Origin of the sequence: Phenylobacterium sp., assembly GCF_019636135.1 — a bacterium.
In the GTDB taxonomy this organism is placed as follows: domain Bacteria; phylum Pseudomonadota; class Alphaproteobacteria; order Caulobacterales; family Caulobacteraceae; genus Phenylobacterium.
On the sequence record NZ_JAHBYD010000001.1, the window covers coordinates 123,596 to 144,037 of the forward strand.

General features: G+C 71.8%; 15 protein-coding genes. 10 read left to right on the forward strand and 5 right to left on the reverse strand.

Translation table 11 applies throughout. The features are described from left to right. Position 1 precedes the first annotated feature (1 nt). The gene (locus KF737_RS00600) at positions 2-1,291 is read right to left on the reverse strand and encodes an MFS transporter (protein WP_296449106.1); all 1,290 of its coding nucleotides are present in this window, start codon (positions 1,289-1,291) and stop codon (positions 2-4) included. 119 nt (positions 1,292-1,410) lie between these two features. On the opposite strand from KF737_RS00600, the gene KF737_RS00605 reads away from it, so the two are divergent. The 6 genes from KF737_RS00605 to KF737_RS00630 all read left to right on the forward strand — a co-directional run bounded on the left by KF737_RS00605 (position 1,411) and on the right by KF737_RS00630 (position 9,693). Beyond that, entirely contained in the window at positions 1,411-2,244 is an 834-nt protein-coding gene (locus tag KF737_RS00605; RefSeq protein ID WP_296449109.1) for a metal-dependent hydrolase, read from the forward strand. A 21-nt stretch (positions 2,245-2,265) separates the two neighbouring features. Beyond that, complete coding sequence (locus KF737_RS00610; RefSeq protein WP_296449112.1) at positions 2,266-2,808, forward strand: 2,4'-dihydroxyacetophenone dioxygenase family protein; 543 nt, start codon at positions 2,266-2,268, stop codon at positions 2,806-2,808. Further along, entirely contained in the window at positions 2,805-3,851 is a 1,047-nt protein-coding gene (locus KF737_RS00615; RefSeq protein ID WP_296449116.1) for a zinc-binding dehydrogenase, read from the forward strand. Before KF737_RS00610 ends, KF737_RS00615 begins: the two co-directional genes overlap by 4 nt. Next, positions 3,839-4,735: an alpha/beta fold hydrolase gene (locus tag KF737_RS00620; protein WP_296449119.1), complete on the forward strand. Its 897-nt coding sequence runs from the start codon at positions 3,839-3,841 to the stop codon at positions 4,733-4,735. Before KF737_RS00615 ends, KF737_RS00620 begins: the two co-directional genes overlap by 13 nt. A 160-nt stretch (positions 4,736-4,895) precedes the next feature. Further along, on the forward strand, positions 4,896-6,398 hold the full coding sequence (locus KF737_RS00625) for an MFS transporter (RefSeq protein ID WP_296449122.1): 1,503 nt from the start codon (positions 4,896-4,898) through the stop codon (positions 6,396-6,398). A gap of 7 nt (positions 6,399-6,405) precedes the next feature. Beyond that, entirely contained in the window at positions 6,406-9,693 is a 3,288-nt protein-coding gene (locus tag KF737_RS00630) for a carboxyl transferase domain-containing protein (protein ID WP_296449125.1), read from the forward strand. A 46-nt stretch (positions 9,694-9,739) separates the two neighbouring features. Here KF737_RS00630 and KF737_RS00635 read toward each other — a convergent pair whose 3' ends face one another. Next, positions 9,740-11,362 carry an AMP-binding protein gene (locus tag KF737_RS00635; RefSeq protein WP_296449131.1) on the reverse strand — a complete coding sequence of 541 codons (1,623 nt, stop codon included), beginning with the start codon at positions 11,360-11,362 and terminating at the stop codon, positions 9,740-9,742. A 162-nt stretch (positions 11,363-11,524) separates the two neighbouring features. On the opposite strand from KF737_RS00635, the gene KF737_RS00640 reads away from it, so the two are divergent. Together KF737_RS00640 and KF737_RS00645 are read left to right on the forward strand one after the other, a co-directional pair. Beyond that, complete coding sequence (locus KF737_RS00640) at positions 11,525-14,077, forward strand: TonB-dependent receptor (RefSeq protein ID WP_296449134.1); 2,553 nt, start codon at positions 11,525-11,527, stop codon at positions 14,075-14,077. A gap of 136 nt (positions 14,078-14,213) precedes the next feature. Continuing rightward, positions 14,214-15,104: a phytanoyl-CoA dioxygenase family protein gene (locus KF737_RS00645; protein ID WP_296449137.1), complete on the forward strand. Its 891-nt coding sequence runs from the start codon at positions 14,214-14,216 to the stop codon at positions 15,102-15,104. Here KF737_RS00645 and KF737_RS00650 read toward each other — a convergent pair. Further along, positions 15,095-17,338 (reverse strand): CoA transferase, encoded by a 2,244-nt coding sequence (locus KF737_RS00650; protein WP_296449140.1) that lies wholly within the window; start codon positions 17,336-17,338, stop codon positions 15,095-15,097. The genes KF737_RS00645 and KF737_RS00650 overlap by 10 nt on opposite strands. Positions 17,339-17,441: 103 nt before the next feature. Here KF737_RS00650 and KF737_RS00655 point away from each other — a divergent pair, with 103 nt between their 5' ends. Continuing rightward, on the forward strand, positions 17,442-18,284 hold the full coding sequence (locus KF737_RS00655) for a phytanoyl-CoA dioxygenase family protein (RefSeq protein ID WP_296449143.1): 843 nt from the start codon (positions 17,442-17,444) through the stop codon (positions 18,282-18,284). Positions 18,285-18,304: 20 nt separating this feature from the next. Here KF737_RS00655 and KF737_RS00660 read toward each other — a convergent pair whose 3' ends face one another. Continuing rightward, positions 18,305-18,727, reverse strand: coding sequence for a hypothetical protein (locus KF737_RS00660; protein WP_296449145.1), 423 nt, complete (start codon positions 18,725-18,727; stop codon positions 18,305-18,307). Positions 18,728-18,905: 178 nt separating this feature from the next. Here KF737_RS00660 and KF737_RS00665 point away from each other — a divergent pair, with 178 nt between their 5' ends. Continuing rightward, positions 18,906-19,589 carry a TetR/AcrR family transcriptional regulator gene (locus KF737_RS00665; protein ID WP_296449149.1) on the forward strand — a complete coding sequence of 228 codons (684 nt, stop codon included), beginning with the start codon at positions 18,906-18,908 and terminating at the stop codon, positions 19,587-19,589. A 4-nt stretch (positions 19,590-19,593) separates the two neighbouring features. Here KF737_RS00665 and KF737_RS00670 read toward each other — a convergent pair whose 3' ends face one another. Next, entirely contained in the window at positions 19,594-20,436 is an 843-nt protein-coding gene (locus tag KF737_RS00670; protein ID WP_296449152.1) for a phytanoyl-CoA dioxygenase family protein, read from the reverse strand. Positions 20,437-20,442: the final 6 nt, after the last annotated feature.

The window sequence follows — 20,442 nt, forward strand, 5'->3', positions numbered from 1 at the left end:
ATCAGGCCACGCGGTCGCGCAGGGCGCGCCGGGCGGAGAGGAAGAAGTGCAGGCCGGCCCAGACGAGGGCGACCGTCGACATCAAGAGCGCGTAGCGCAGGCTTTCCTTGCCGAACGTGGGGGCGAGCGCATCGCTGGCCTCGCCCACCAGCCAGGGGCCCAGGCCCAGGCCCAGCAGGGACGACAGGAACAGCGTCAGCGAGATGGCCGTGGCGCGCCGATGCGGCTCGGCGAACGACTGGATGGCCGACAGCGCCACGCCGCCGCCCGACGCCGCCAGGAAGGTCGCGAACAGCTTGATCCCGATGGCGATCCACGGCGACGGCGCCAGGAACACCGCGGCGTAGAGCGGCGCCGAGCCGCCGTAGGCGATGGCCGGCAACCAGAGCTCCCAGCGCGGATCGCGCGGGATCAGCCGCATCCCGAGCCAGCCGCCGAGCATCACGCCCAGGATGCCGCCGACGCCGCTGACCGTGCCGGAGAACAGGCCGATCTGGGTGAGCGTGAGGCCGTGGATGCGGATGAAGAAGGCCGGCAACCACTGCGTCAGGCCGTAGGTGCCGAAGGCTCCGATCGACAGCGCCAGCACGAGGTGGCGCAGCGCGGGGCGGCGGAGCAGGGCCGCGATCGCCTGCGCCGCGGGCTCGACCGCGGCCTCGGCGACGTGGCCGCGCCGGGGCGGCTCGCGCAGCGTCGTGAAGATCAGCAGCGCCAGCGGCACGCCCATCAGGCCCACGATGCAGAGCGCCGCGCGCCAGCCGAAGTGGTCGGCGAGCAGGCCGGTCACCACCAGCCCGGCGCTGAGGCCCGCGAGCCCGCCCGCCTGGAAGATCGAGATGCCCAGCGCGCGGCGCGCCGGCGGCAGGTAGTCGCCGATCAGGGAGTGGGCGGCGGGCACGCAGCCGGCCTCGCCGACGCCGACGCCGACGCGCGCCAGGAAGAGCTGGCCGAAGCTGCGGGCGAGGCCCGTCACGGCGGTCATCACGCTCCAGAGCGCCAGGCAGGCGGCCAGCAGCCGCACGCGCGACGACCGGTCGGCGAGGCGGGCCAGCGGGATGCCGAGCGTGGCGTAGAACGCGGCGAAGGCGAGGCCCGAGAGCAGGCCCAACTGACCGTCCGAGAGGCCCAGCTCGGCCTTGATGGGCTCGAGCAGGACCGCGAGCACCATCCTGTCCATGTAGTTGAAGAAGGAGACCCCGGTCAGGACCGCGATGGCGTACCAGGCGCCCGCGCCGATCCGCACGCCGTCCGCCTCGACAGGCTTCCTGATTGTCGACGCCGCGCCAGCCATCGGTCCTCCCCGTCGCCCGCGCCTTGCCGCCGCTGAACGTGCGGTCACCGTACGGCGAGTGGCTGGACTAATCAAATGTTCAGTGCTTATTTCCGGTCGGAGCAAGGGAGGAAGGGCGCGTGAACGTCGCTGAAGCGATTCCCGTCCGGCGCATGGACTTCGAATTCCCGGACGACCTCGACCTCGTGTTCATCGAGGGCGACCCGGCGATGTCGTACTTCTTCGTCGGCGCCTGGATGATGCTGCCCTACCTGGAGCCGTTCCTGATCCGCACGATCCAGGCGGCCATGCCGGAGATCCGCGACGAGCGGCTGCGCGAGGAGATGAAGCGGTTCTGCGCCCAGGAGGGTCAGCACTTCCGCCAGCACGCGCGGCTGAACGAGGTCGTGCGCCGCATCCACCCGTCCGGCCCGGCGCTGGCCGAGCTCGAAAAGGAGGTGGCCGCCGAGTTCACCGCCTGGTCGGCGGAGAAGCCGCTGAAGTTCAACCTGGCCTACGGCGAGGGCTTCGAATCCATGACCTGCGCCGGCGCGCGGACGCAGATCCGCACCGGCATGTTCGGCTGGATGAAGGAGCCGATCCGCAGCCTGATGTACTGGCACATCCTGGAGGAGATCGAGCACCGGACGGTCTGCTTCGACGTCTATGAGGCGGTGGTCGGCGACTATGCCTACCGCACGCGGATGAGCGTGTGGTTCCAGAAGCACTACTACGCCTGGTGCCGCCGGTTCGCCGCGGCGATGATCGCCGCCGATCCGCAGGCCATCGCGCGCTACGACACGCCCGAATGGGCGGCCGTGCGCAAGCGGCGCATGCGCGCCTACCGCGCCGACTACCTGCCGCGCCTGATCGGCACCTTCATGCCCTGGTACGACCCGGCGAAGGTCCGCCTGCCGCCCGGCTTCGAAGCCGCGCGCGCCGACTTCACCGCCCGCGCCGCCAGCGTCCAGTAGCCCTCACCGGAGCCCCGACCCATGGATGACGCCCCCGCCATCGACCCGCGCCTCGCCGCTTTCGCCCAGGCCCGCATGGGCCGCCCGATCGTGCCGGCCGACGGCCTCCTGCCCACGCTGCACGTCGGCGACGACGACCTGCCGTGGATGGAGGCGGGCGACGGCTCGGCGCTGCAGCTTCTGCACGTCGACCTGAGCCAGGGGCTCTGGATCTCCAAGACCCGCCTGCCGCCCGGCTATCGCGTGGCGACCCACTACCACACGGGCATCGTCTTCGCCGTGACGCTGGAAGGCGCCTGGTACTACTTGGAGAGCCCCGACGAGGTGAGCCGGCCGGGCTCGTACCTGTTCGAGCCGGCGGGGTCGCGCCACACCCTCTGCACGCCGCCGGACATGGAGGGCCGCATGGTGACGTGGTTCGCCATCTACGGCGCCAACATCAACCTCGACGCCGAGGGGCAGATCACGTCGGTGCTGGACGCGCGCGCGGTGCTCGACCTCTACCGCGGCTATTGCGAGGCGCTGGGCCTCGACTGCTCCAAGCTGATCGTCGTCGGGGGATGAGCATGCGCGCGGCGGTCATGCGGGGCGACCGGTTCGAGGTCGAGGAGCGCCCGATCCCCAGGCCCGGCCCCGGCAACGTGCTGGCGAAGGTGCGGGCCTGCGGCATCTGCGGCTCGGACCTGCACTACTTCCACCACGCGCCGCAGATCATCGCGCGCGCCCGGGCGCTCGGCGCCGACACCTCCGGCATGGAGCGGGCGCTGCGCGAAGGGCCGGTGCTGGGCCACGAATTCGTCTGCGAGATCGTCGACTTCGGGCCCGGGACGTCAAAGACGCTCCGGGCCGGCGACCGCGTCGCGTCGATGCCGTTCGTGATGCGCGGCGGCGCGCCGGTGCTGGTGGGGTCGCGTCCCGACACGCCGGGCGCCTACGCCGAATACATGGAGCTGACCGAGGCGCTCCTGCTGCCCGTGCCGGACGAGGTGTCGGACGAGGCGGCCGCGCTGGTGGAGCCGTTCGGCATCGCGGTGCATGCGGTCAACAAGGCGGCGCTGCGCGGCGACGAGGCGTGCGTCGTCGTGGGCTGCGGCCCGATCGGGCTGGCCATCGCCGCGGTGCTGCGCGCCCGCGGGTTCGAGACCATCGTGGCCGGCGACCTGTCGCCGACGCGCCGCCGGCTGGCCGCGGAGCTGGGCGCGACGGCCGTGGTCGACGCCCGCGCCGAGAGCGTGGTCGCCCGCGCGGTCGAGGCGGCGCCGGGCCGGCCGGTGGCGATCTTCGAGAACACCGGCGCGCCGGGGATGCTGCACCGCCTGGTGATCGAGGCGCCGAAGGACGCGCAGATCCTGGTCACCGGCATCGCGGTGGGCGACGAGAGCCTGACCCCGATGGCGGCGATCACCAAGGAGCTGAAGCTCCAGTTCGTCATCTACTACGCGGCCGGGGAGTTCGCCGAGGCGCTGGAGCTGATCCGGACCGGCCGCGTGGACTGGGCGCCGCTGCTCACCGGCTCGGTGGGCCTGGACGGCGTGACCCAGGCCTTCGCCGACCTCAGCGACCCCGAGCGGCACGCGAAGATCCTGGTCCGGCCGTGGGCGAGCTGATCGCGGGCGCCACGGTCCGGACGCTGCGGGTCGGCGCGCTCGCCTTCACCGCCTACGAGCTGGGCGAGGGCCCGCCGGTCCTGCTCGTGCATGGCTTCCCGGACACGCCGGCGACGTGGCGTCACCTGGCGCCCGCGCTCGCCGGTGCGGGCTTCCGCGCCGTCGCCGTCACCTGCCGCGGCTACGAGCCGGGCTCGACGCCGGCGGACGGCGACTTCGGCCTGGCGGCGCTGGTCGACGACGTGATCGGCTGGCTCGATGCGCTGGGCGCGGCGCGGGCGCACCTCGTCGGCCACGACTGGGGCTCCAGCCTGGTCCAGCTCGCCGCGGCGAAGGCGCCGCATCGCGTGGCCTCGCTGACGATCCTGGCGGTCGCGCATCCCGCCGCCTTCGCCGCCCTCCTGCCCACCGACCTCGAGCAGGTGGAGCGCTCCTGGTACCTCTACCTGCTGCAGCGCCCGGACCTGCCCGAGCTGCTGATCGCCGAGCAGGGGCTGCTGGAACACTTCTGGCGCCGCTGGTCGCCCGGCTGGGAGCCCGACGCGGAGGCCCTGGCGGCCATGCGCGCCGCCTTCGCCGATCCGCAGGTCGCGGCCAGCGCGCTCGCCTGGTACCGCCGGGCCTTCGATCCCGCCCACGCGCGCTGGTCCGAGGCCGCCGCGCTGCTCGCGACGCCGATCGCCGCGCCGGTGCTGGGCCTGGCTGGCGCCCGCGACGGCTGCGTGGCGGCGGAGCTCTTCCTGCGCGCCATGCCGGCGGAGATCTTCCGCGCCGGGCGCGAGCTCGCCGTCATCCCCGGGGCCGGCCACTTCCTCCACCTTGAGCGCCCCGAGCTCGTGGGCGCGCGCGTCACGTCCTGGATCGCCCGCGCACCAGCAACCTAGCCGAAGCCGCCGTCTCCGGGCGGCTCTCCTCGTGGGGAGCCGCCCGTTTCCGCCATCCGGGGCGGGAAGGCTCGTCGACAGGTTCCGCTTGACCCGAGGCCGTTGCGGCGGCGTTATCGGTAACAAATTACCATCGGCCAGGCCCAGGCGGGGGGAGATCATGACGGCAAGCGTGGTGGAGGAGGCGGACGGCCGCGGCCCGATGGACGCCGCGCCCGGCCGCGAGCGCCTGCCGCTGACCACCAAGCTCAGCTATGGCCTGGGCGAAGCGGCCGAGGGCGTGAAGACCGCCACCCTCGAGACGTTCCTCTTCTTCTTCTATGTGCAGGTGGTCGGGCTGTCGGGCTCGCTGACCGGCCTCGCCCTGATGATCGCCCTCGTGTTCGACGGCGTGACGGACCCGATCATCGGCAACGTCTCGGACAACTTCCGTTCACGGCTGGGCCGCCGCCACCCGTTCCTCTATCTCGCGCCGATTCCCCTGGCGGTGTGCCTCTTCCTGCTGTTCAGCCCGCCGGCGGCGCTGGGGCAATGGGGCCTGTTCGCCTGGCTGCTGGGGTTCACGGCCGCGGGGCGGCTGATGCAGTCGTTCTACTTCGTGCCGCACATGGCCCTTGGCGCCGAGCTCAGCACCGACTTCAGGGAACGCGTCTCGGTGAGCGGGTTCCGGGCGCTCTTCGCCTACATCGGCCGCCTGGCCGTGCTGGGGCTCGCCTTCAGCGTGTTCTTCAAGTCGACCGAGGCCTTCCCCAACGGCCAGCTCGATCCCGCCGCCTACCAGCCGCTGGCGACCGTGTGCGGGGCCCTCGTGATCGTCGTGATCTTCGCCTCGGCGCTGGGCACCCAGCGCCGCGCCCAGGAGGTGTACGCGCGCGGCACGGCCAACGGCAGCCTGGCCATCGGCAGCGGCGGGCTCGTGCGGAACCTGCTGACGGCGTTCCGGCTGAAGGCCTTCACCGTCTACTTCGTCGCCATCCTGATCTCCTACATCCTGGGCGGGGTGCAGGCGGCGCTGAACATCCACCTGAACACCTACTTCTGGAAGCTCCCGACCACGGGGGTCCAGGCGGTGCTGGTGGCCAATGTCTTCGGTTTCATGGCCGGCGCCTTCATCGCCCGGGCGCTGGCGCATCGTTTCGACAAGAAGCCGGTCTACGTAGCCTGCGTGGTCCTTTCGGTGATCGTGCCGGCGGCCACCATCGGCCTGGCGCTGGCGGGCGCGTTCCCGCTGGAGGACAAGGGCTTCCTGACCGTCCTCCTGGCGACCAGCACCTTCGTCGCGGGCTTCATCGGCGGGCCGGCGGTCGTGGTGGCGGGCGCGATGCTGGCCGATGTCGCCGACGCCTATCACCACCGCTTCCGGGGCCGTTCCGAGGGGTTCCTGTTCGGGGCCAGCGCCTTCACCCGCAAGGCCTCGCTGGGCGTGGGCGGGGCCATCGCCGGCGTCGCGCTGGACCTGATCAACTTCCCGCGTGGCGTGCCCGTCGACGCCGTGCCCCGCGAGGCGACCGTGCAGCTCGCCATCCTCTACGGGCCGGCCATGCTGATCTTCACCTGCATCTCGATGAGCATCATGTGGACCTATCCGCTCGACCGCCGGCGACACGCCGAAATCCTGGCCGACCTGGAGCGCGAGGAACGCGCCGCGGCGAGCGATCGGTAAGGGTCCCATGCGCAAGCTCCTGATCGCGAACCGCGGCGAGATCGCCGTCCGCATCGCCCGCACCGCCGCCCGGCTGGGGCTTCCCACCGTGGCGGTCCATTCCGAGGATGACGCCCGCGCGCTGCATGTCCGGCGGTGCGACGAGGCGCAGGCGCTGCAGGGCGTCGGCCCGGCGGCCTACCTCGACGCGTCCGCCCTGGTGGCGGCGGCCGGCTCGACGGGCGCCGACACCATCCACCCCGGCTACGGCTTCCTGAGCGAATCGGCCGCCTTCGCCAGGGCCTGCGCCGAGGCCGGCCTGACGTTCGTGGGGCCTGACCCCGAGACCCTGGCGGCGTTCGGCGACAAGGCCGCGGCGCGCGAGATCGCGCGCCGATGCGGCGTCCCCGTCCTGGAGGGCACGCAAGGGCCGACCGGCCTCGCCGAGGCCGAGGACTTCCTGCGCGCCCTGGGGCCGGGCGGGGCCGTGATGGTCAAGGCGGTGGCCGGCGGCGGCGGCCGCGGGATGCGCCCGGTCGAGCGGATCGAGGACCTGGCGGCGGCCTACGAGCGCTGCGCGTCCGAGGCCCTGTCCGCCTTCGGCGCAGGCGAACTCTATGTCGAGCGGTTGCTGCCGCGGGCCCGGCACATCGAGGTCCAGATCCTGGGCGACGGGTCGGGGGAGGTGATCCACCTCTGGGACCGCGACTGCAGCGTCCAGCGCCAGCGGCAGAAGATCGTCGAGCTGGCGCCGGCCCTGGGCCTGGAGCCGCCGGTGCGTGCGCGGCTGCTCGAGGCGGCGCTCGAACTGGGGCGGGCGGTGCGCTACCGCGGCGTGGGGACGATCGAGTTCCTCGTCGAGCCGGGGGGCGGCCACGCCTTCATCGAGGCCAACGCCCGGCTCCAGGTGGAGCACACCGTCACCGAGGCCGTCACGGGGCTGGATCTCGTCGAGCTCCAGCTCGCGGTGGCGGACGGGCGCAGCCTGGCCGACCTGGGCCTGGCGGGCGGCCCGCCGCCGGTCCGCGGCGCCGCGATCCAGGCCCGCATCAACCTGGAGCGGATGGGCGAGGACGGGACGGTGCGTCCGGCCGGCGGCGTGCTGTCGGCCTACGAGCCGCCCTCGGGCGCGGGCGTGCGCGTCGACGGCTTCGGCTACGCCGGCTACGAGACCAGCGCCCGCTTCGACTCCCTGCTGGCCAAGGTGGTCGTCCACGACCTGGCCGGCGACCCGGTGACGCTCCACAGGGCCGCGGATCGGGCGTTGGCCGAGTTCCGGATCGAGGGGGCGCCCACCAACATCGCGTTCCTCCGCGCCATCCTGCGCGATCCCGCCTTCGTCGCCGGCGACTGGACCACGGCCCTCATGGAGACCCGCGCCGGCGAACTCGCGGCCGCAGCCCAGGCGCTGGGCCCGCCGCTGAACTTCGAGGCCAGGGCGGGGGCCGCCGGCGCCGGCTCGCCCAAGGCCGCCGTGGCCGCGCCGCCCGGGACCCGGGCCGTCGATGCGCCCCTGCAGGGGACGGTGGTCAGCCTCGCCGTCGCGCCCGGCGAGGCCGTGCGGGCGAACGCGCCCGTGGCGGTCCTGGAAGCCATGAAGATGGAGCACCTCGTCCCCGCCGGCGTCGACGGCTTCGTGCGCCGGCACGCCGTGGCGGTGGGCGAGACGGTCGCCGAGGGCCAGAGCCTGGTGTTCATCGAGCCGGCCGACCTGGGCGAGGCGGACAGCGCGGCCGACGAGGAGATCGACCTCGACCACATCCGGCCGGACCTCCGCGACGTGATGGACCGGCACGATGTCCTGCTCGACGCCGCGCGGCCGGAGGCGGTGGCGAAGCGGCGCAAGCTGGGCTACCGCACCGCCCGCGAGAACATCGACGATCTCTGCGACCCCGGCTCGTTCGTGGAGTACGGCGGCCTCGTCATCGCCGGGCGCCGCCTCCGCAACCCGGTGGAGGAGCTGATCCGCACGACGCCCGCCGACGGCATGGTCGCGGGCGTCGGCCGGGTGAACGGCGACCTGTTCGGCCCCGAGGCCTCGCGCTGCGTGGTGATGTCCTACGACTACATGGTGCTTGCCGGCACCCAGGGCATGAAGAACCACGAGAAGACCGACCGGCTGTTCGAGCTGGCCGAGAGATGGCGCCTGCCGGTCATCTATTTCTCGGAGAGCGGGGGCGGCCGGCCGGGGGACACCGACCGCGTGTCGGGCGGCGGCGTCTTCAACGTCCGCGCCTTCATGCTGCAGGGGCGGCTGAGCGCCCTGGCGCCGCAGATCGGGATCACCAACGGCCGCTGCTTCGCCGGCGCGGCGGTCCTCCTGGGCTGCTGCGACGTCATCATCGCGACCGAAGGCTCCACCATCGGGGTCGGCGGGCCGGCGGTGATCGAAGGCGGCGGATTGGGCGTCTACACGCCGGAGGCGGTGGGGCCGCTGTCGATCCAGGTCCCGGGCGGCGTGGTCGACATCGTGGTCAGGGACGAGGCCGAGGCGGTGGAGGCGGCCAAGCGCTACCTGTCCTATTTCCAGGGCCGGTCGCCCACGTGGTCGTGCGCCGACCAGCGCCGGCTGCGCCACCTGATCCCGGAGAACCGGGTGCGGGTCTACGACGTCCGCGAGGTGGTCGAGACCCTGGCCGACGACGGCTCGGTGCTGGAGCTGCGCAGGGGCTTCGGCCTGGGCATGGTCACCGCCCTGGCGCGGATCGAGGGCCGGCCGGTGGGGATCATCGCCAACAACCCGGCCCACCTGGGCGGGGCGGTGGATTCCGACGCCGCCGACAAGGCGGCGCGCTTCATGCAGCTCTGCGACGCCTTCGACATCCCGCTGGTCGTGCTGGCCGACACGCCCGGCAACATGGTGGGGCCGGAAGCCGAGAAGACCGGCCTGATCCGGCACTGCTGCCGGATGTTCGTGACCGGCCCGAACCTCACCGTGCCCGTCTTCACGGTGGTCCTGCGCAAGGGCTACGGCCTGGGGATCCTGGCGATGGCGGGCGGCAGCTCGCACGCCTCGTTCTTCACGGTCGCCTGGCCGACCGGCGAGTTCGGCGGCATGAACCTCGAGGGCTCGGTGAAGCTGGGCTACCGCAAGGAGCTCGAAGCGATCGCCGATCCCCAGGCGCGCGAAGCCGCCTACCAGGAGATGGTGGCCAGGGCCTACGAGCAGGGCAAGGCGCTGAACGTCGCCATGGGCTTCGACTTCGACGACGTCATCGACCCGGCCGAGACGCGGAGGTGGATCGTCGCCGGCCTCGAAAGCACGCCCCCGCCGAAGCGCGAGGGGAAGAAGCGGCCCTACATCGACACCTGGTAGGATCGGGGCGCCCGCCTGGCCCGCCGCGAGGGGCCGGGGCCGGGGCTCAGCGCGGGACCTCGATCCCCGCCGCCTCGCGATCCCACGCCTGCGGCCCGACGCCGCTCTCCCGCAGGACCTTCTTGCGCACCTTCTGGGTGGGCGTGAGCGGCAGGGCGTCGATGAACTCCACGTAGCGGGGCACCATGAACCGTGGCATCCGCGGGATCAGCCAGCGCACCAGCTCCTCCGCGCTCACCGACTGTCCGGGGACGCACTGGACGACGACCTTGATCTCCTCGTCGGCGCCGGCGTGGTCGGCCTTCTTCACCGCCACGGCCGCCGAGAGGGCCACGGCGGGGTGGGCGTTGACATAGGCTTCGACCTCGAAACTCGAGATGTTCTCGCCGCGCCGGCGGATGGCGTCCTTCATCCGGTCGAGGAAGAAGTAGTTGCCGTCCGCGTCCTTGTAGACGGCGTCGCCGGTGTGGAACCAGCCGTTGCGCCAGGCCTCGGCCGTGGCCTCGGGGTTGTTCAGGTAGCCGGCGTTCATCACCCACGGCCGGTCGGCGCGCAAGATCAACTCGCCGGCCTGGCCGTCGGGCACGGGCTGGTCGTGCTCATCGACGACGCGGGCCTGGTAGCCGTCGCGCAGCACGCCGCAGCTCATCCGGCCGGCCGCGTCGTGGACGACGGCGTCCCAGTCGCGGAACCGGATGGGGCAGCTCACCTCGGTCATGTTGAACACGCCGAAGCGCCGGCATCCGAAGCGCCGCGCGAACGGCTCCGCCGCCGGGTCGCGATAGGGGGTCAGCAGGAATTTCAGCGGCCGCTCCGCATCGTCCGCCCGCTCGGGCTCGGCCAGCCAGTCATGCACGACGCTTCCCACGGTGACGCCGAACCTGAGGTATTCGGCCGCCGCGGCGCTGCGGCTGATGAAGGGCCGCATCAGGTGCCGTCCGCCGCACAGCGCGGCCATGTAGGGGAAGACCTTGGCGCCGCCGTGGTAGGTGGGGCCGGCGTTGTAGATCACCTCGTCCGGGCCGAAATCCTCCATCCTGAACGAGCCGGCGACCATGGCGTGCATCTGCGCCCAGGGCAGGCGCACCGCCTTCGAGGGTCCGGTCGTGCCCGAGGTGAAGAGCACGTTCATGATGTCCCAGGGGGCGGGGACGGCCAGGTCCGACGGCGCCTCGGCGCCGGCGAGGAACGCCTCTGCGCCGATCATCCGGAACCGCGCGCAAGGTCGCGCGGCGCCGTCGACGACGACGATCGTCTCCAGGTGCTCCAGCCGGCCGGCGACCTCGGCGACCCGGTCCAGGAACCGGTCCATCACCAGCATCGTCCGCGCCCGCGTCAGGTTCAGGGCATGGACGAGGAGGTCGCCCCGATAGTCGGTGTTGATCGGCGCCTCGACCGCCCCCAGCCAGGCCAGCCCCAGCCAGCCCAGCAGCGCTTCGATCGTGTTGTGCTGCATGGTCACGACGTGGTCGCCCCGGGCCACGCCGGCCCTGCGCCACGCGCCCGCCCAGGCCCGGGCGCGGGCGACCGTTTCGCCGTAGGTCAGGCTGCGCGCCTCGAGGTCGACGACATAGGTCCTGTCAGGGGCCGTGGCCGCCCGCTCCAGCAGGGTGCGGATGAGACTGACGTCGGGCGTGCGGACGGCATCGGCGGGATCGTCAGGGCGCATGGGTCCTCCCCCCGGACGGTCGGCGGCTTGCTTTCAACCGTCTTGCCTGCCCGAGAATAACGCGTTACCTTCGGGCAATAAAACACGTTACCACCGGATGGGCCAGGGGCGCAGGCGCGCGTCCCGGTTCCCCGGGGACGGACACGATCAGAGGGGGAATCCATGACCACCAGAAAGATTGCGCTGCAGTGCGGGTCGGCCATCGGCGTGCTCGTGGCGGGTTTCGCGGCGGCGCCCGTGTCCGCCCAGGTCGCCGGAGGCGCCCCCGCAGCGGCCTCGATCGAGGAGGTGATCGTCACCGCCCGCCGGCGCGAAGAGAACCTCCAGGACGTGCCGGCCGCGGTCACCGCAGTCAGCGGCGAGGCGCTGGAATCCCGCCAGATCAGGAACGCGAGCGACCTGCAGATCGTGATCCCCTCGCTGTCGGTGGGCGGCGCGAACTCGGTGTTCAGCCGCAACTCGGCGAACTACTCCATCCGCGGCATCGGCCAGGGCCTGTTCGGCGGCGGGTCGGTCACCTCGTACTTCGCCGAGGCGCCGTTCGGCCCGACCGGCCCCTCGATGCCCTTCTTCGACATCGCCTCGGTCCAGGTGCTGAAGGGGCCCCAGGGCACGCTGTTCGGCCGCGCGACCGCCGGCGGCGCCGTCCTGATCGGCCCGAATCCGCCGAGCGCCGACGACTTCTACGGCTCGATCAACGGCAAGTTCGGCAACCTCCAGCGCAGCGACGTGAACGTCGTGCTGAACGTGCCGATCATCGACGACCAGCTCGCCTTCCGGCTGGCGCTGAACCGCACCCATCGCCAGGGCTATGTGAAGAACACCATCACCGGCCAGCACATGGATGGCGACGACAGCCGTTCGATCCGCGCCAGCCTGCTGTTCAAGCCGGCCGACTGGTTCAAGAACACCTTGTTCTACAACTACTACGACTTCGACTCGACGACCGCGGCGCGGGTCACCATCGGCGCGAACCTCGGCCTGGCGAACCTCAACCGCAACGCCGCGGCCTTCGCCGCCGTCTGCGGCCAGGCCGTCCAGTTCGGCTTCGCCACCGACGTGGCCGGCTGCCAGGCCCAGCGCGTCCAGATCCTGGCCGACATCCGCGCGGCCCTGGTGGACGAGGTGAACAACAGCCGGCAGGGCGGCGACAACCTGCGCCGGATGACCACGGGCACGGCGTATCCGAACCGCGAATACATCAACCGCCACGACCTCGTGAACACCACCGAGATCACCCTGCCGTCAGTGGGCGTCTTCGAATTCGGCCTGAAGAACATCTTCAGCTTCCAGCAGGCGCGGAACCTGGTCGCGGGCAACTATTCGGCCACGCCGTTCGACCTGAACGCCTCGGCCTTCGGCACGTCCAGCCAGTCGCAGTGGATCAACGGGCGGCTGGTGGGCGACACCGGCAAGTTCAACAAGACCTTCACCAACGAGATCCAGTTCAACGGCTCGGTCTACGATGACGCCCTGATCTGGATCGCCGGCTACTACTACCAGAACCAGCCGGTGTCGGAGGGCCTGCGCGGCAGCACCAACCTGAACCGCACCTTCGGCGGCGTCGGCACGCCCAACCTGGGCCCGATCTCGGCCACCCCGATGGCGCTGGCCGGCCACAACCGCGAGACCGCCTACTTCGGGCAGTTCACCGCCGATCTCGGCCGGGTCGGCCTCAACGGCCTGAAGTTCACGGCCGGCTATCGCAAGACGCACACCGAGGTCACGAACGTCAGCGCCGCGGCGGTGGTCTCCTATCCGTCCGGCCTGGTGACGCCGGGCGCGGTCAGCCGCTCGGTCACCAAGGGCAGCGGCCCCGGCTACACGTTCGCCCTGGACTGGAAGGTCACCGAGGACCTGCTCGTCTACGCGACCCGCCGGCGCGGCTACAAGCCGGGAGGCCTCAACACCATCCAGGGCGCCAGCGCCGTCCCCGGCTTCGTGCCCCAGTACGAGCCGGAATCGGTGATCGACACCGAGCTCGGCGCCAAGCTGGACTTCCTCCTGGGCGACGTCCGCGGCCGCCTGAACGTCGCCGCCTACAAGGACGACTACACGAACATCCAGCGGGGCGTGAACGCCATCACGCCGGCCGGCCAGAACATCGCCTTCACGGCCAACGTGGCGGCGGCCAGCATCAAGGGTTTCGAGGCCGAGGGCTTCCTCACCTTCGATCGCTGGAGCCTGATCGGCACCTACAGCTACACCGACGCCGCCTACACCAGGTGGACCGGCTCGGACCCCCTGGGCGCAGCGCCGGCCGGCACGAACATCGACCTGTCGAACAACCCCTTCGCCAACACGCCGAAGCACAAGGCGAGCCTCACCGTGCAGTACGACGTGCCGGTGGACGAGCAGTACGGCCGGGTGAAGAGCTCGCTGACGGCGTCGTGGCAGTCGCGCTCCTGGCTCAGCGACAACGCCCAGCGCTACATCGAGGTCTACTCCAACAACCCGACGGTGATCCTGGCCGAGAACTCGCTGAAGAACACCGTCTCCGAGCCCGGCTTCCTGGTCATGAACGCCCGTGTCGACTGGGTGGGCGTGTTCGGCCGCGAGGACATCGACGCGAGCCTGTTCGTCAAGAACCTCACCGACAAGACCTACGCGTTCGCGGGCGCGCTGGCGCTGCAGAGCCTGGGCGTCGCCCAGAAGCTGTACGCCGAGCCCCGGACCTACGGCGTGGAGCTCACCTACCGGTTCGGCGCCCGCTAGACCATTCGGCGCTTAGGTAGGTCCGAGGTCGGGAAGCCGAATGGTCTATTCTCAAGCAAAGGTCTTGAGCCTTCGACGGTTCAAGCGAACCGCCGAAGGCTCTAGGGCGCCTGCCGAACCCATTGGGAGGACATCCATGCGCATCTCGGACTGCGGCGCGTCGCCCCACGCCGACGCGATCATGCGGGAGATCGCCCGCTACGGCCTGTTCGAACACGTCGTCGAGCTGGAGGCCTATGGCTTCACCGTCGTCCCGCCGGAAACGCTGCGGTCGGCCGACGGCTTCGTGGAGCGGCTGCGCGACGCCATGCTGCACACCTGCGAGAAGCGGAACGGCGTCCCCATCGGCGATCCCCTGACGGCCTCTCCGCCCAAGGAGGCCATCGACCCCAACAAGTGGGACGTGCTGGAGGAGGACGAGGTCTTCGTCGAGGCCGCCACCAACCCGGTGATGCTGGCCCTGGTCCGCTGGCTGCTGGGCGAGAGCGCGATCCTTTCGGGCCAGACCTGGATCATCAAGGGCCGGGAAGGGCGCACCCATGCGCTGCACAGCGATTCCCACGGGATCCCGCCGGGCGGCGGCGGCATCGCCCACATGTGCAACGCATCCTGGCTATGCACCGACTACGCAAGCGAGGACGACGGCCCCACGGTCTTCGCCCCCGGCACCCACAAGTACGGGCGCGCGACCCTTCCGCACGAGGCCGACCTGGCGAACACGCCGATCCGCACCGTGCCGCTGATCGCGCCCGCCGGATCGCTGGCCATCTGGAACGGCGCCACCTGGCACGGCTCGCTGCCGCGCCACAAGGACGGCCTGCGGATCACCCTGGTCCAGAACTACATGCGCACCTACATGCGGCCGCAGGCGCTCTACGATCGCACGGTCTCGCCGCAGCTCCGCCAGAAGTTCCCCGAGCTGGACCGCGTGGTGGGCCGGCCGCTCTATCCCTACGTCGACCCGCAGAACGCGGACGGCGGGCGCGTGGCCCCCTTCATCCACACCGGGACCGACCCCTACGCCTGAGCCAGCGTCCCGGTGTCCCGGGCGCCCGCGCCGTCGCCCAGGACCTGGCCCGTGTGCTCGCCCAGCAGCGGGGCCGGGGCGCGCAGCGCCGGCCGCACGCCGTCGATGCGATAGGGCGGCGCCAGCATCATGTGACAGCCGACGTGGGCGCGGGTCATCCAGCCCCAGGCGGCGTTGGCCTTGAGCTGCGGGTCGCGGGCCAGGTCGTGGGGCGCCAGCAGCGGCGCGGCGCAGGCGCCGGCGGCCTGGAGCTCCTCCGCAGCCTCGCGGCGATCGCGGCCGGCGGCCCAGGCCGCCAGCGCGCCCTCGATCTCCTCGGCGCGGGCGTTGCGGCCGTGCGGCGTGGCGAGGCCGGGGTCCGACAGCCAGTCCGGGCGTCCGACCGCGTGCGCCAGGGCGCGCCACGCCGCCTCGTCGGGGCAGGCCACGGCGATCCAGGCGTCGTCGCCCGCCGCGGGCGCGACACAGCGGGGGGCCATGTCGAGGTTGCGGCTGCCCATGCGCGCCCGCGGGCCTTCCGCCTGCATCCGGATCAGGGCCTCGGCGCCCACCTGGAACAGGCACTCCACCTGGGACAGGTCGATGTCGGCCCCGCCCAGCCGCTCGCGCCCGAACAGCGCCGCCAGCGTCATCGCCGCGGCGTAGACGCCGGCGATGGGGTCGCCATAGGCCAGGTGCTGCAGGCTGGGCGGCCAATCCTCCTCGCCGTTGAAGAAGGGCAGGCCGCTCGCATGTTCCACGGTCGATCCGTAGGCGCGGAACGAACGCCAGGGGCCGGTCGCCCCGAACGCCGCCATCGAGATGAACACCAGGCCCGGCCGCGCGGCGCGCAGCGCCTCCTTCGACAGGCCCAGCTTGTCCATCACGCCGGGGCCGAAGTTCTCGATCACCATGTCCGCCCCGGCCACCAGCGCCTTGGCCTGGGCGCGGCCCGCGGGGGTGGACAGGTCCAGCGCGACGCCGCGCTTGTTGCGGTTCATCACATTGTAGGCCGACGCGATCTCGTGCGCCGGCGGGTCCGATCCGGGCACGGGGGCCCAACCGCGCGCCCAGTCGAAGTGGTCCTCGGTCTCGATCTTGACGACGTCGACGCCCAGGTCCGCCAGGTGGCGTGTCGCCAGGGGCCCCGCCCAGCCCATCGAGAAGTCGATGACCCGCAGGCCGGAGAGCGGCCCGGGGCCGCGGCCGCGCCGCGGCGGCTCGGCGCGGCCGTCGAAGGCCATGCGCATCGGCAGCCCCGGCGCCAGCACGCCCGCCGCGCCCGGCAGGCCCACGAAGCTCCCGCGCTCGCGCCAGTGGTCGGTGGCGATCAGGGCCGCGGGGTCCGGCACGGGCGCCAGGGGCACGCGCAGCCGCTGGCCCTCGGTCAGCCATCGCTCGGTCGGCGCCGAGGCGAAGATCGGGCGCAGCTCGGCGTCCAGCGCCTCGGCGTTCAGCACCCGGTCCGGCCCGGTCGCGAAGCGCGGATCGCCGGGCAGCTCGGGCCGCCCCACGAGCTGGCACAGGGCCCGCCATTGCGCCGGGGTATGGGCGGTCACGCCGATCCAGCCGTCGGCCGAGGGATAGGCCACCGTGGGATAGCCGGCGCCGTAGCGGTTCAGGCCCTTGCGCACGGACGTCTCGCCGGAGGTCAGCAGGGCGGGCGGCCCATGCTCGGTGAAGCACAGGCAGGCCTCGAGCACATCCACGTCGACCCGGCCGTGCGTGCGGCCCGTCCGCCGGCCCCACAGGGCTGCGAGGCCCGACAGGAACAGGGTCACGCCTCCCAGCATCTGCGGCGCGCAGCCCTGGGCCAGCAGCGGCGGTCCCTCGGCGGGGCCGAAGCCGTGCGCCGTCCCGCTCAGCGCGAGGATCAGGGTGTCGTCGCCCCGCCAGTCGGCGTACGGGCCCTGGCGTGCGAACCACGTCAGGTTGAGGCGCAGCAGGTCGGCGTTCAGGGCCTTCAGCTCCGCGTCGGCCCCGGCCACCGCCGCGTGGCCCTGCCCGGCGATCGACACCTCGGCGCGGGCGCCGCGGGCGGCGATGGCCGCCAGGGCTTCGCCTGCCGTTTCCGCGAACGTCTTGCCCTGGTCGAGCCAGAGGTCGAACGCCGAGGGCCGGGCGCCGCCGTCCGCCACCCGCACCACGGTCGCGCCGAGCACCGAGAACAGCCGCCCACAGTAGCGGGCGCCGGGGTCCGCGCTGAACTCCACCACGCCGATCCCCGACAGGGGCTGTCCGCCGCTCGTTTCCACCGCCGTCCTCCCGGATGTGGCAGCCGTTGCTTGACGCTGCCTTCGGAGAGAGTGATAACGCGTTACCAAACCAATGCAACGGATGGATTGGGGAACGCCTGGGATGCCGCTCGACACCGCCGACGATCCGTATGCCGTACCGGAGTTCCTCGCGCCCAGGATCGATGCCCTGGGCCTGCGCGGGAACGTCCGCGACCTGGTCGACAACGGCTACACCGTGATCCAGGATCCGGTGGCGCATGCCCTGACCGACCGGGTGCGCGAAGCGATCCTGCGCCTGGCCGAGGAAACGGCCCCGCCGCGGACGGGCCAGAGCGCGGCCCTGCTGCTGGGCCGCGACCCGGTGTTCTCGGAGGCGGTGCTGGTTCCGCGCCTGCTGGCGCTGGTGGAGTTCCTGGTGGGCCGCGGCGCGATCCTCAGCCAGCTCACCAGTTCGATCCGCGGGGAAGGGGCGGCGCCCCTCGTGCTGCACGCCGACAATAGCTGGTTCCCGGCGCCGTTCCCGAACTGGGAGATCATGGCCACCGCCTGCTGGGTGACGGACGCGTTCACCCGGGAGGGCGGCTGCACCTCGATCGTTCCCGGCACGCACGCGCTCAAGCGCCACCCCAGCGAAGAGGAGTGCCGCGCGCTGGACGGCCTCGTGCCGATCCTGGCGCCCAGGGGTTCGCTCTGCCTGTGGGACGGCTCGGTCTGGCACGGCAACTACCCGCGCGAGACCCCCGGCCAGAGGGTGGTGATGCACATGACCTACACCCGCGCCGGCTTCGCGCCGGTCGAGGACTACAGCCACCTCGACGAGGCCTGGCTTGCCGGCCAGCCCGAGGGCGTCCGCGACCTCCTCGGCCGCAACCTGTTCCTGGGGTCGACCACGATCGGGAGCGGCGGCGCCGACCCGGTGAAGCTGCGCCACACCCAGCGGATCGCGCGCAGCGAGAAGGCCTGACCGGCGGCCCCGGCCCGCCCTCAGGCGGTGATCACCGCCAGGCGGTTGTGCAGTTCCGTCAGGTAGCGGGGCGCGCGCGACCAGTCGCCCTGCTGGCTCGGCAGTTTGCCCCGCTCGCGCCTGGCCCGGCGCTCGGCGATGATCTCCGGCGTATAGACCAGGCGCGCGACGGGCAGGGTGGCGGCGTAGTCCGCGGTGACGCTCGCGTCGGCGTCGCCGATCTCGCCGGGACCGGCCTCCGCCGTCGTGCCGTCGATCCGGAACCACCAGGCCGCGAGGCCGGATGCGGCCACGTCGGGCGGCGCGTCGGTGAAACGCTCGCACAGGCTGAAGCGCTGCCCCGGCTCGCCGTATGCCGCGGCCAGATCCCTCAGGATCGTCCCCGCAGCGGCGATCCAGGCCGGACCGGCGAACGGCAATTTGGTGTCGGTGACCTCGATCAACGCGCCGCCCCTTCGATGTGGGAATCTTCCAAGCACCTGTACGGAGTGATGATAACCAGTTACCAAGGTCGGTCAACATAGCGTCCCTGGCCGTTGCAGGCCATGGTTGCGACCGGCTGGGAATGGCGGCAGGGCGGGTCGCGTCGTGGCGCGTGGGGGCGAGAGTTTCAAAGGCTTCATGGAAGCGTCAGGCAAATCGACCGAGGACAGGGCGGCGCGCATCCTGCGGGTGGCGCGCGAGATCATCCGCGAGAGCGGCGGCTTCGAACTGTCGATGCGCGAGCTGGCGGCCCGCGGGCAGGTGAGCCTGCGCACGCCCTACGAGCTGTTCGGGTCGAAGGTGGGCATCATCCGTGCGCTGCTGAAGGAGGAGCAGGCGATCTTCCAGACCCGGCTCTGGCCGATCGGCGACACTGACATCTTCGACTACTTCTTCGCGACGCTGACGGTCGGCGTGGCCTTCTACGCCGAGAACCAGCCCTTCTATCGAGCGCTGTTCCGCGCCACCCATGCCTATTCCGGCGGCTCGGAGACGGAGCCGGGCCGTGAGAACCCCGAACGGTTCGAGGCCGCGATGCGCCGCGCCTACGGCGCCGGGATGCTGGACGCCGAAATCGACATCCGGGTGCTCTCCGAGACCTTGATGGACATCTTCGCGGCCAACGTCCGCACCTGGGCCAGCAGCGCCTACGACATCAGCTACGTCGAGCCGCGCATAGGCTTCGGCTGGGCCACCATCCTGGCCGGGGTGGCGGTGGAGCCCCACGCCGCGCGCCTGCGCGCCCGCGCCAAGCGCTACCAGGATCAGCTCCGGGACTTCCGGGCCCCGGCGCGCGAAGTGCTCAGCGGCTCCGATTCCTGACGGCTCAGGTCCGGAATCCCGGGCCGTGGACCTGGAGGTAGGTCTCCTTCAGCAGCTCGCGGTCGTTCTCCTTCCAGCCGTGCCGCCGGCCCAGGAAGTTGTGACGGCCGAGCAGGGTGGGCAGGGCGGGGTCCTTGCCCGCGAACCACGCCTCGTCGAGGTGGTCGTAGGTCTCGATCGGCTGCATGCCGACGCGGGTGTAGGTCATGTGCAGGACCACCCGTTCGCCCGGGAGCCGGCGCGGATAGTTGCCGTGCCAGACCGAGCCGTTCCACAGGCAGATCGAACCCTTGGGCGCGACGATCGGCACGGCGCCCTCCAGGCTCTCGCGGCGGTCCTTCGGCGGATGGGCCCGCAGCTTGTGCGTGCCCGGGATCACCAGCGTGGCGCCGGACTCCTGGGTGAACTCGTCGGTCACGAAGCAGCCCGTGGCGGTGATCTCCCACTCGGGGAAGGGCGCCGGGAACCAGCTGTTGTCGGCGTGGAGGCCCAGCGACTGCGGTCCCGGCCGCCGGCGCGAGCCTGAGAGCTGCGAGAACAGCGCGCCCCGGCCCAGCAGGTATTCCACCAGCACCAGCAGCTTCGGCGTGGTGACGGCCTCGGCGAAGATCGGATCCTGGTCCAGCAGGGTGAAGCGCGTGGGCGCCTTGGCCTCGGGCGGCGCCGGCACGCAGCGGATGATGGCCTCGCGCACCTCATCCGCCATCGCGATGGCCTTGGGGTCGCGGATCACGGTGTAGCCCTCGTCCACGAGGTCGACGATGTTCCGGCGCAGGTCCAGCGCGTCGACGCGGGCGGCCAGTTCCTCCGGCACGGCATAGGGATCCTGGGCGACGTCCAGCGGCATGAGCCT

Bases quoted from the DNA above. Each gene is read 5' to 3' on its own strand.
- KF737_RS00640 (WP_296449134.1), top strand. From the start codon at position 11,525: ATGACCACCAGAAAGATTGCGCTGCAGTGCGGGTCGGCCATCGGCGTG.
- KF737_RS00635 (WP_296449131.1), bottom strand. From the start codon at position 11,362: ATGCGCCCTGACGATCCCGCCGATGCCGTCCGCACGCCCGACGTCAGT.
- KF737_RS00600 (WP_296449106.1), bottom strand. From the start codon at position 1,291: ATGGCTGGCGCGGCGTCGACAATCAGGAAGCCTGTCGAGGCGGACGGC.
- KF737_RS00645 (WP_296449137.1), top strand. From the start codon at position 14,214: ATGCGCATCTCGGACTGCGGCGCGTCGCCCCACGCCGACGCGATCATG.
- KF737_RS00625 (WP_296449122.1), top strand. From the start codon at position 4,896: ATGACGGCAAGCGTGGTGGAGGAGGCGGACGGCCGCGGCCCGATGGAC.
- KF737_RS00610 (WP_296449112.1), top strand. From the start codon at position 2,266: ATGGATGACGCCCCCGCCATCGACCCGCGCCTCGCCGCTTTCGCCCAG.
- KF737_RS00615 (WP_296449116.1), top strand. From the start codon at position 2,805: ATGAGCATGCGCGCGGCGGTCATGCGGGGCGACCGGTTCGAGGTCGAG.
- KF737_RS00665 (WP_296449149.1), top strand. From the start codon at position 18,906: ATGGAAGCGTCAGGCAAATCGACCGAGGACAGGGCGGCGCGCATCCTG.
- KF737_RS00670 (WP_296449152.1), bottom strand. From the start codon at position 20,436: ATGCCGCTGGACGTCGCCCAGGATCCCTATGCCGTGCCGGAGGAACTG.
- KF737_RS00655 (WP_296449143.1), top strand. From the start codon at position 17,442: ATGCCGCTCGACACCGCCGACGATCCGTATGCCGTACCGGAGTTCCTC.
- KF737_RS00630 (WP_296449125.1), top strand. From the start codon at position 6,406: ATGCGCAAGCTCCTGATCGCGAACCGCGGCGAGATCGCCGTCCGCATC.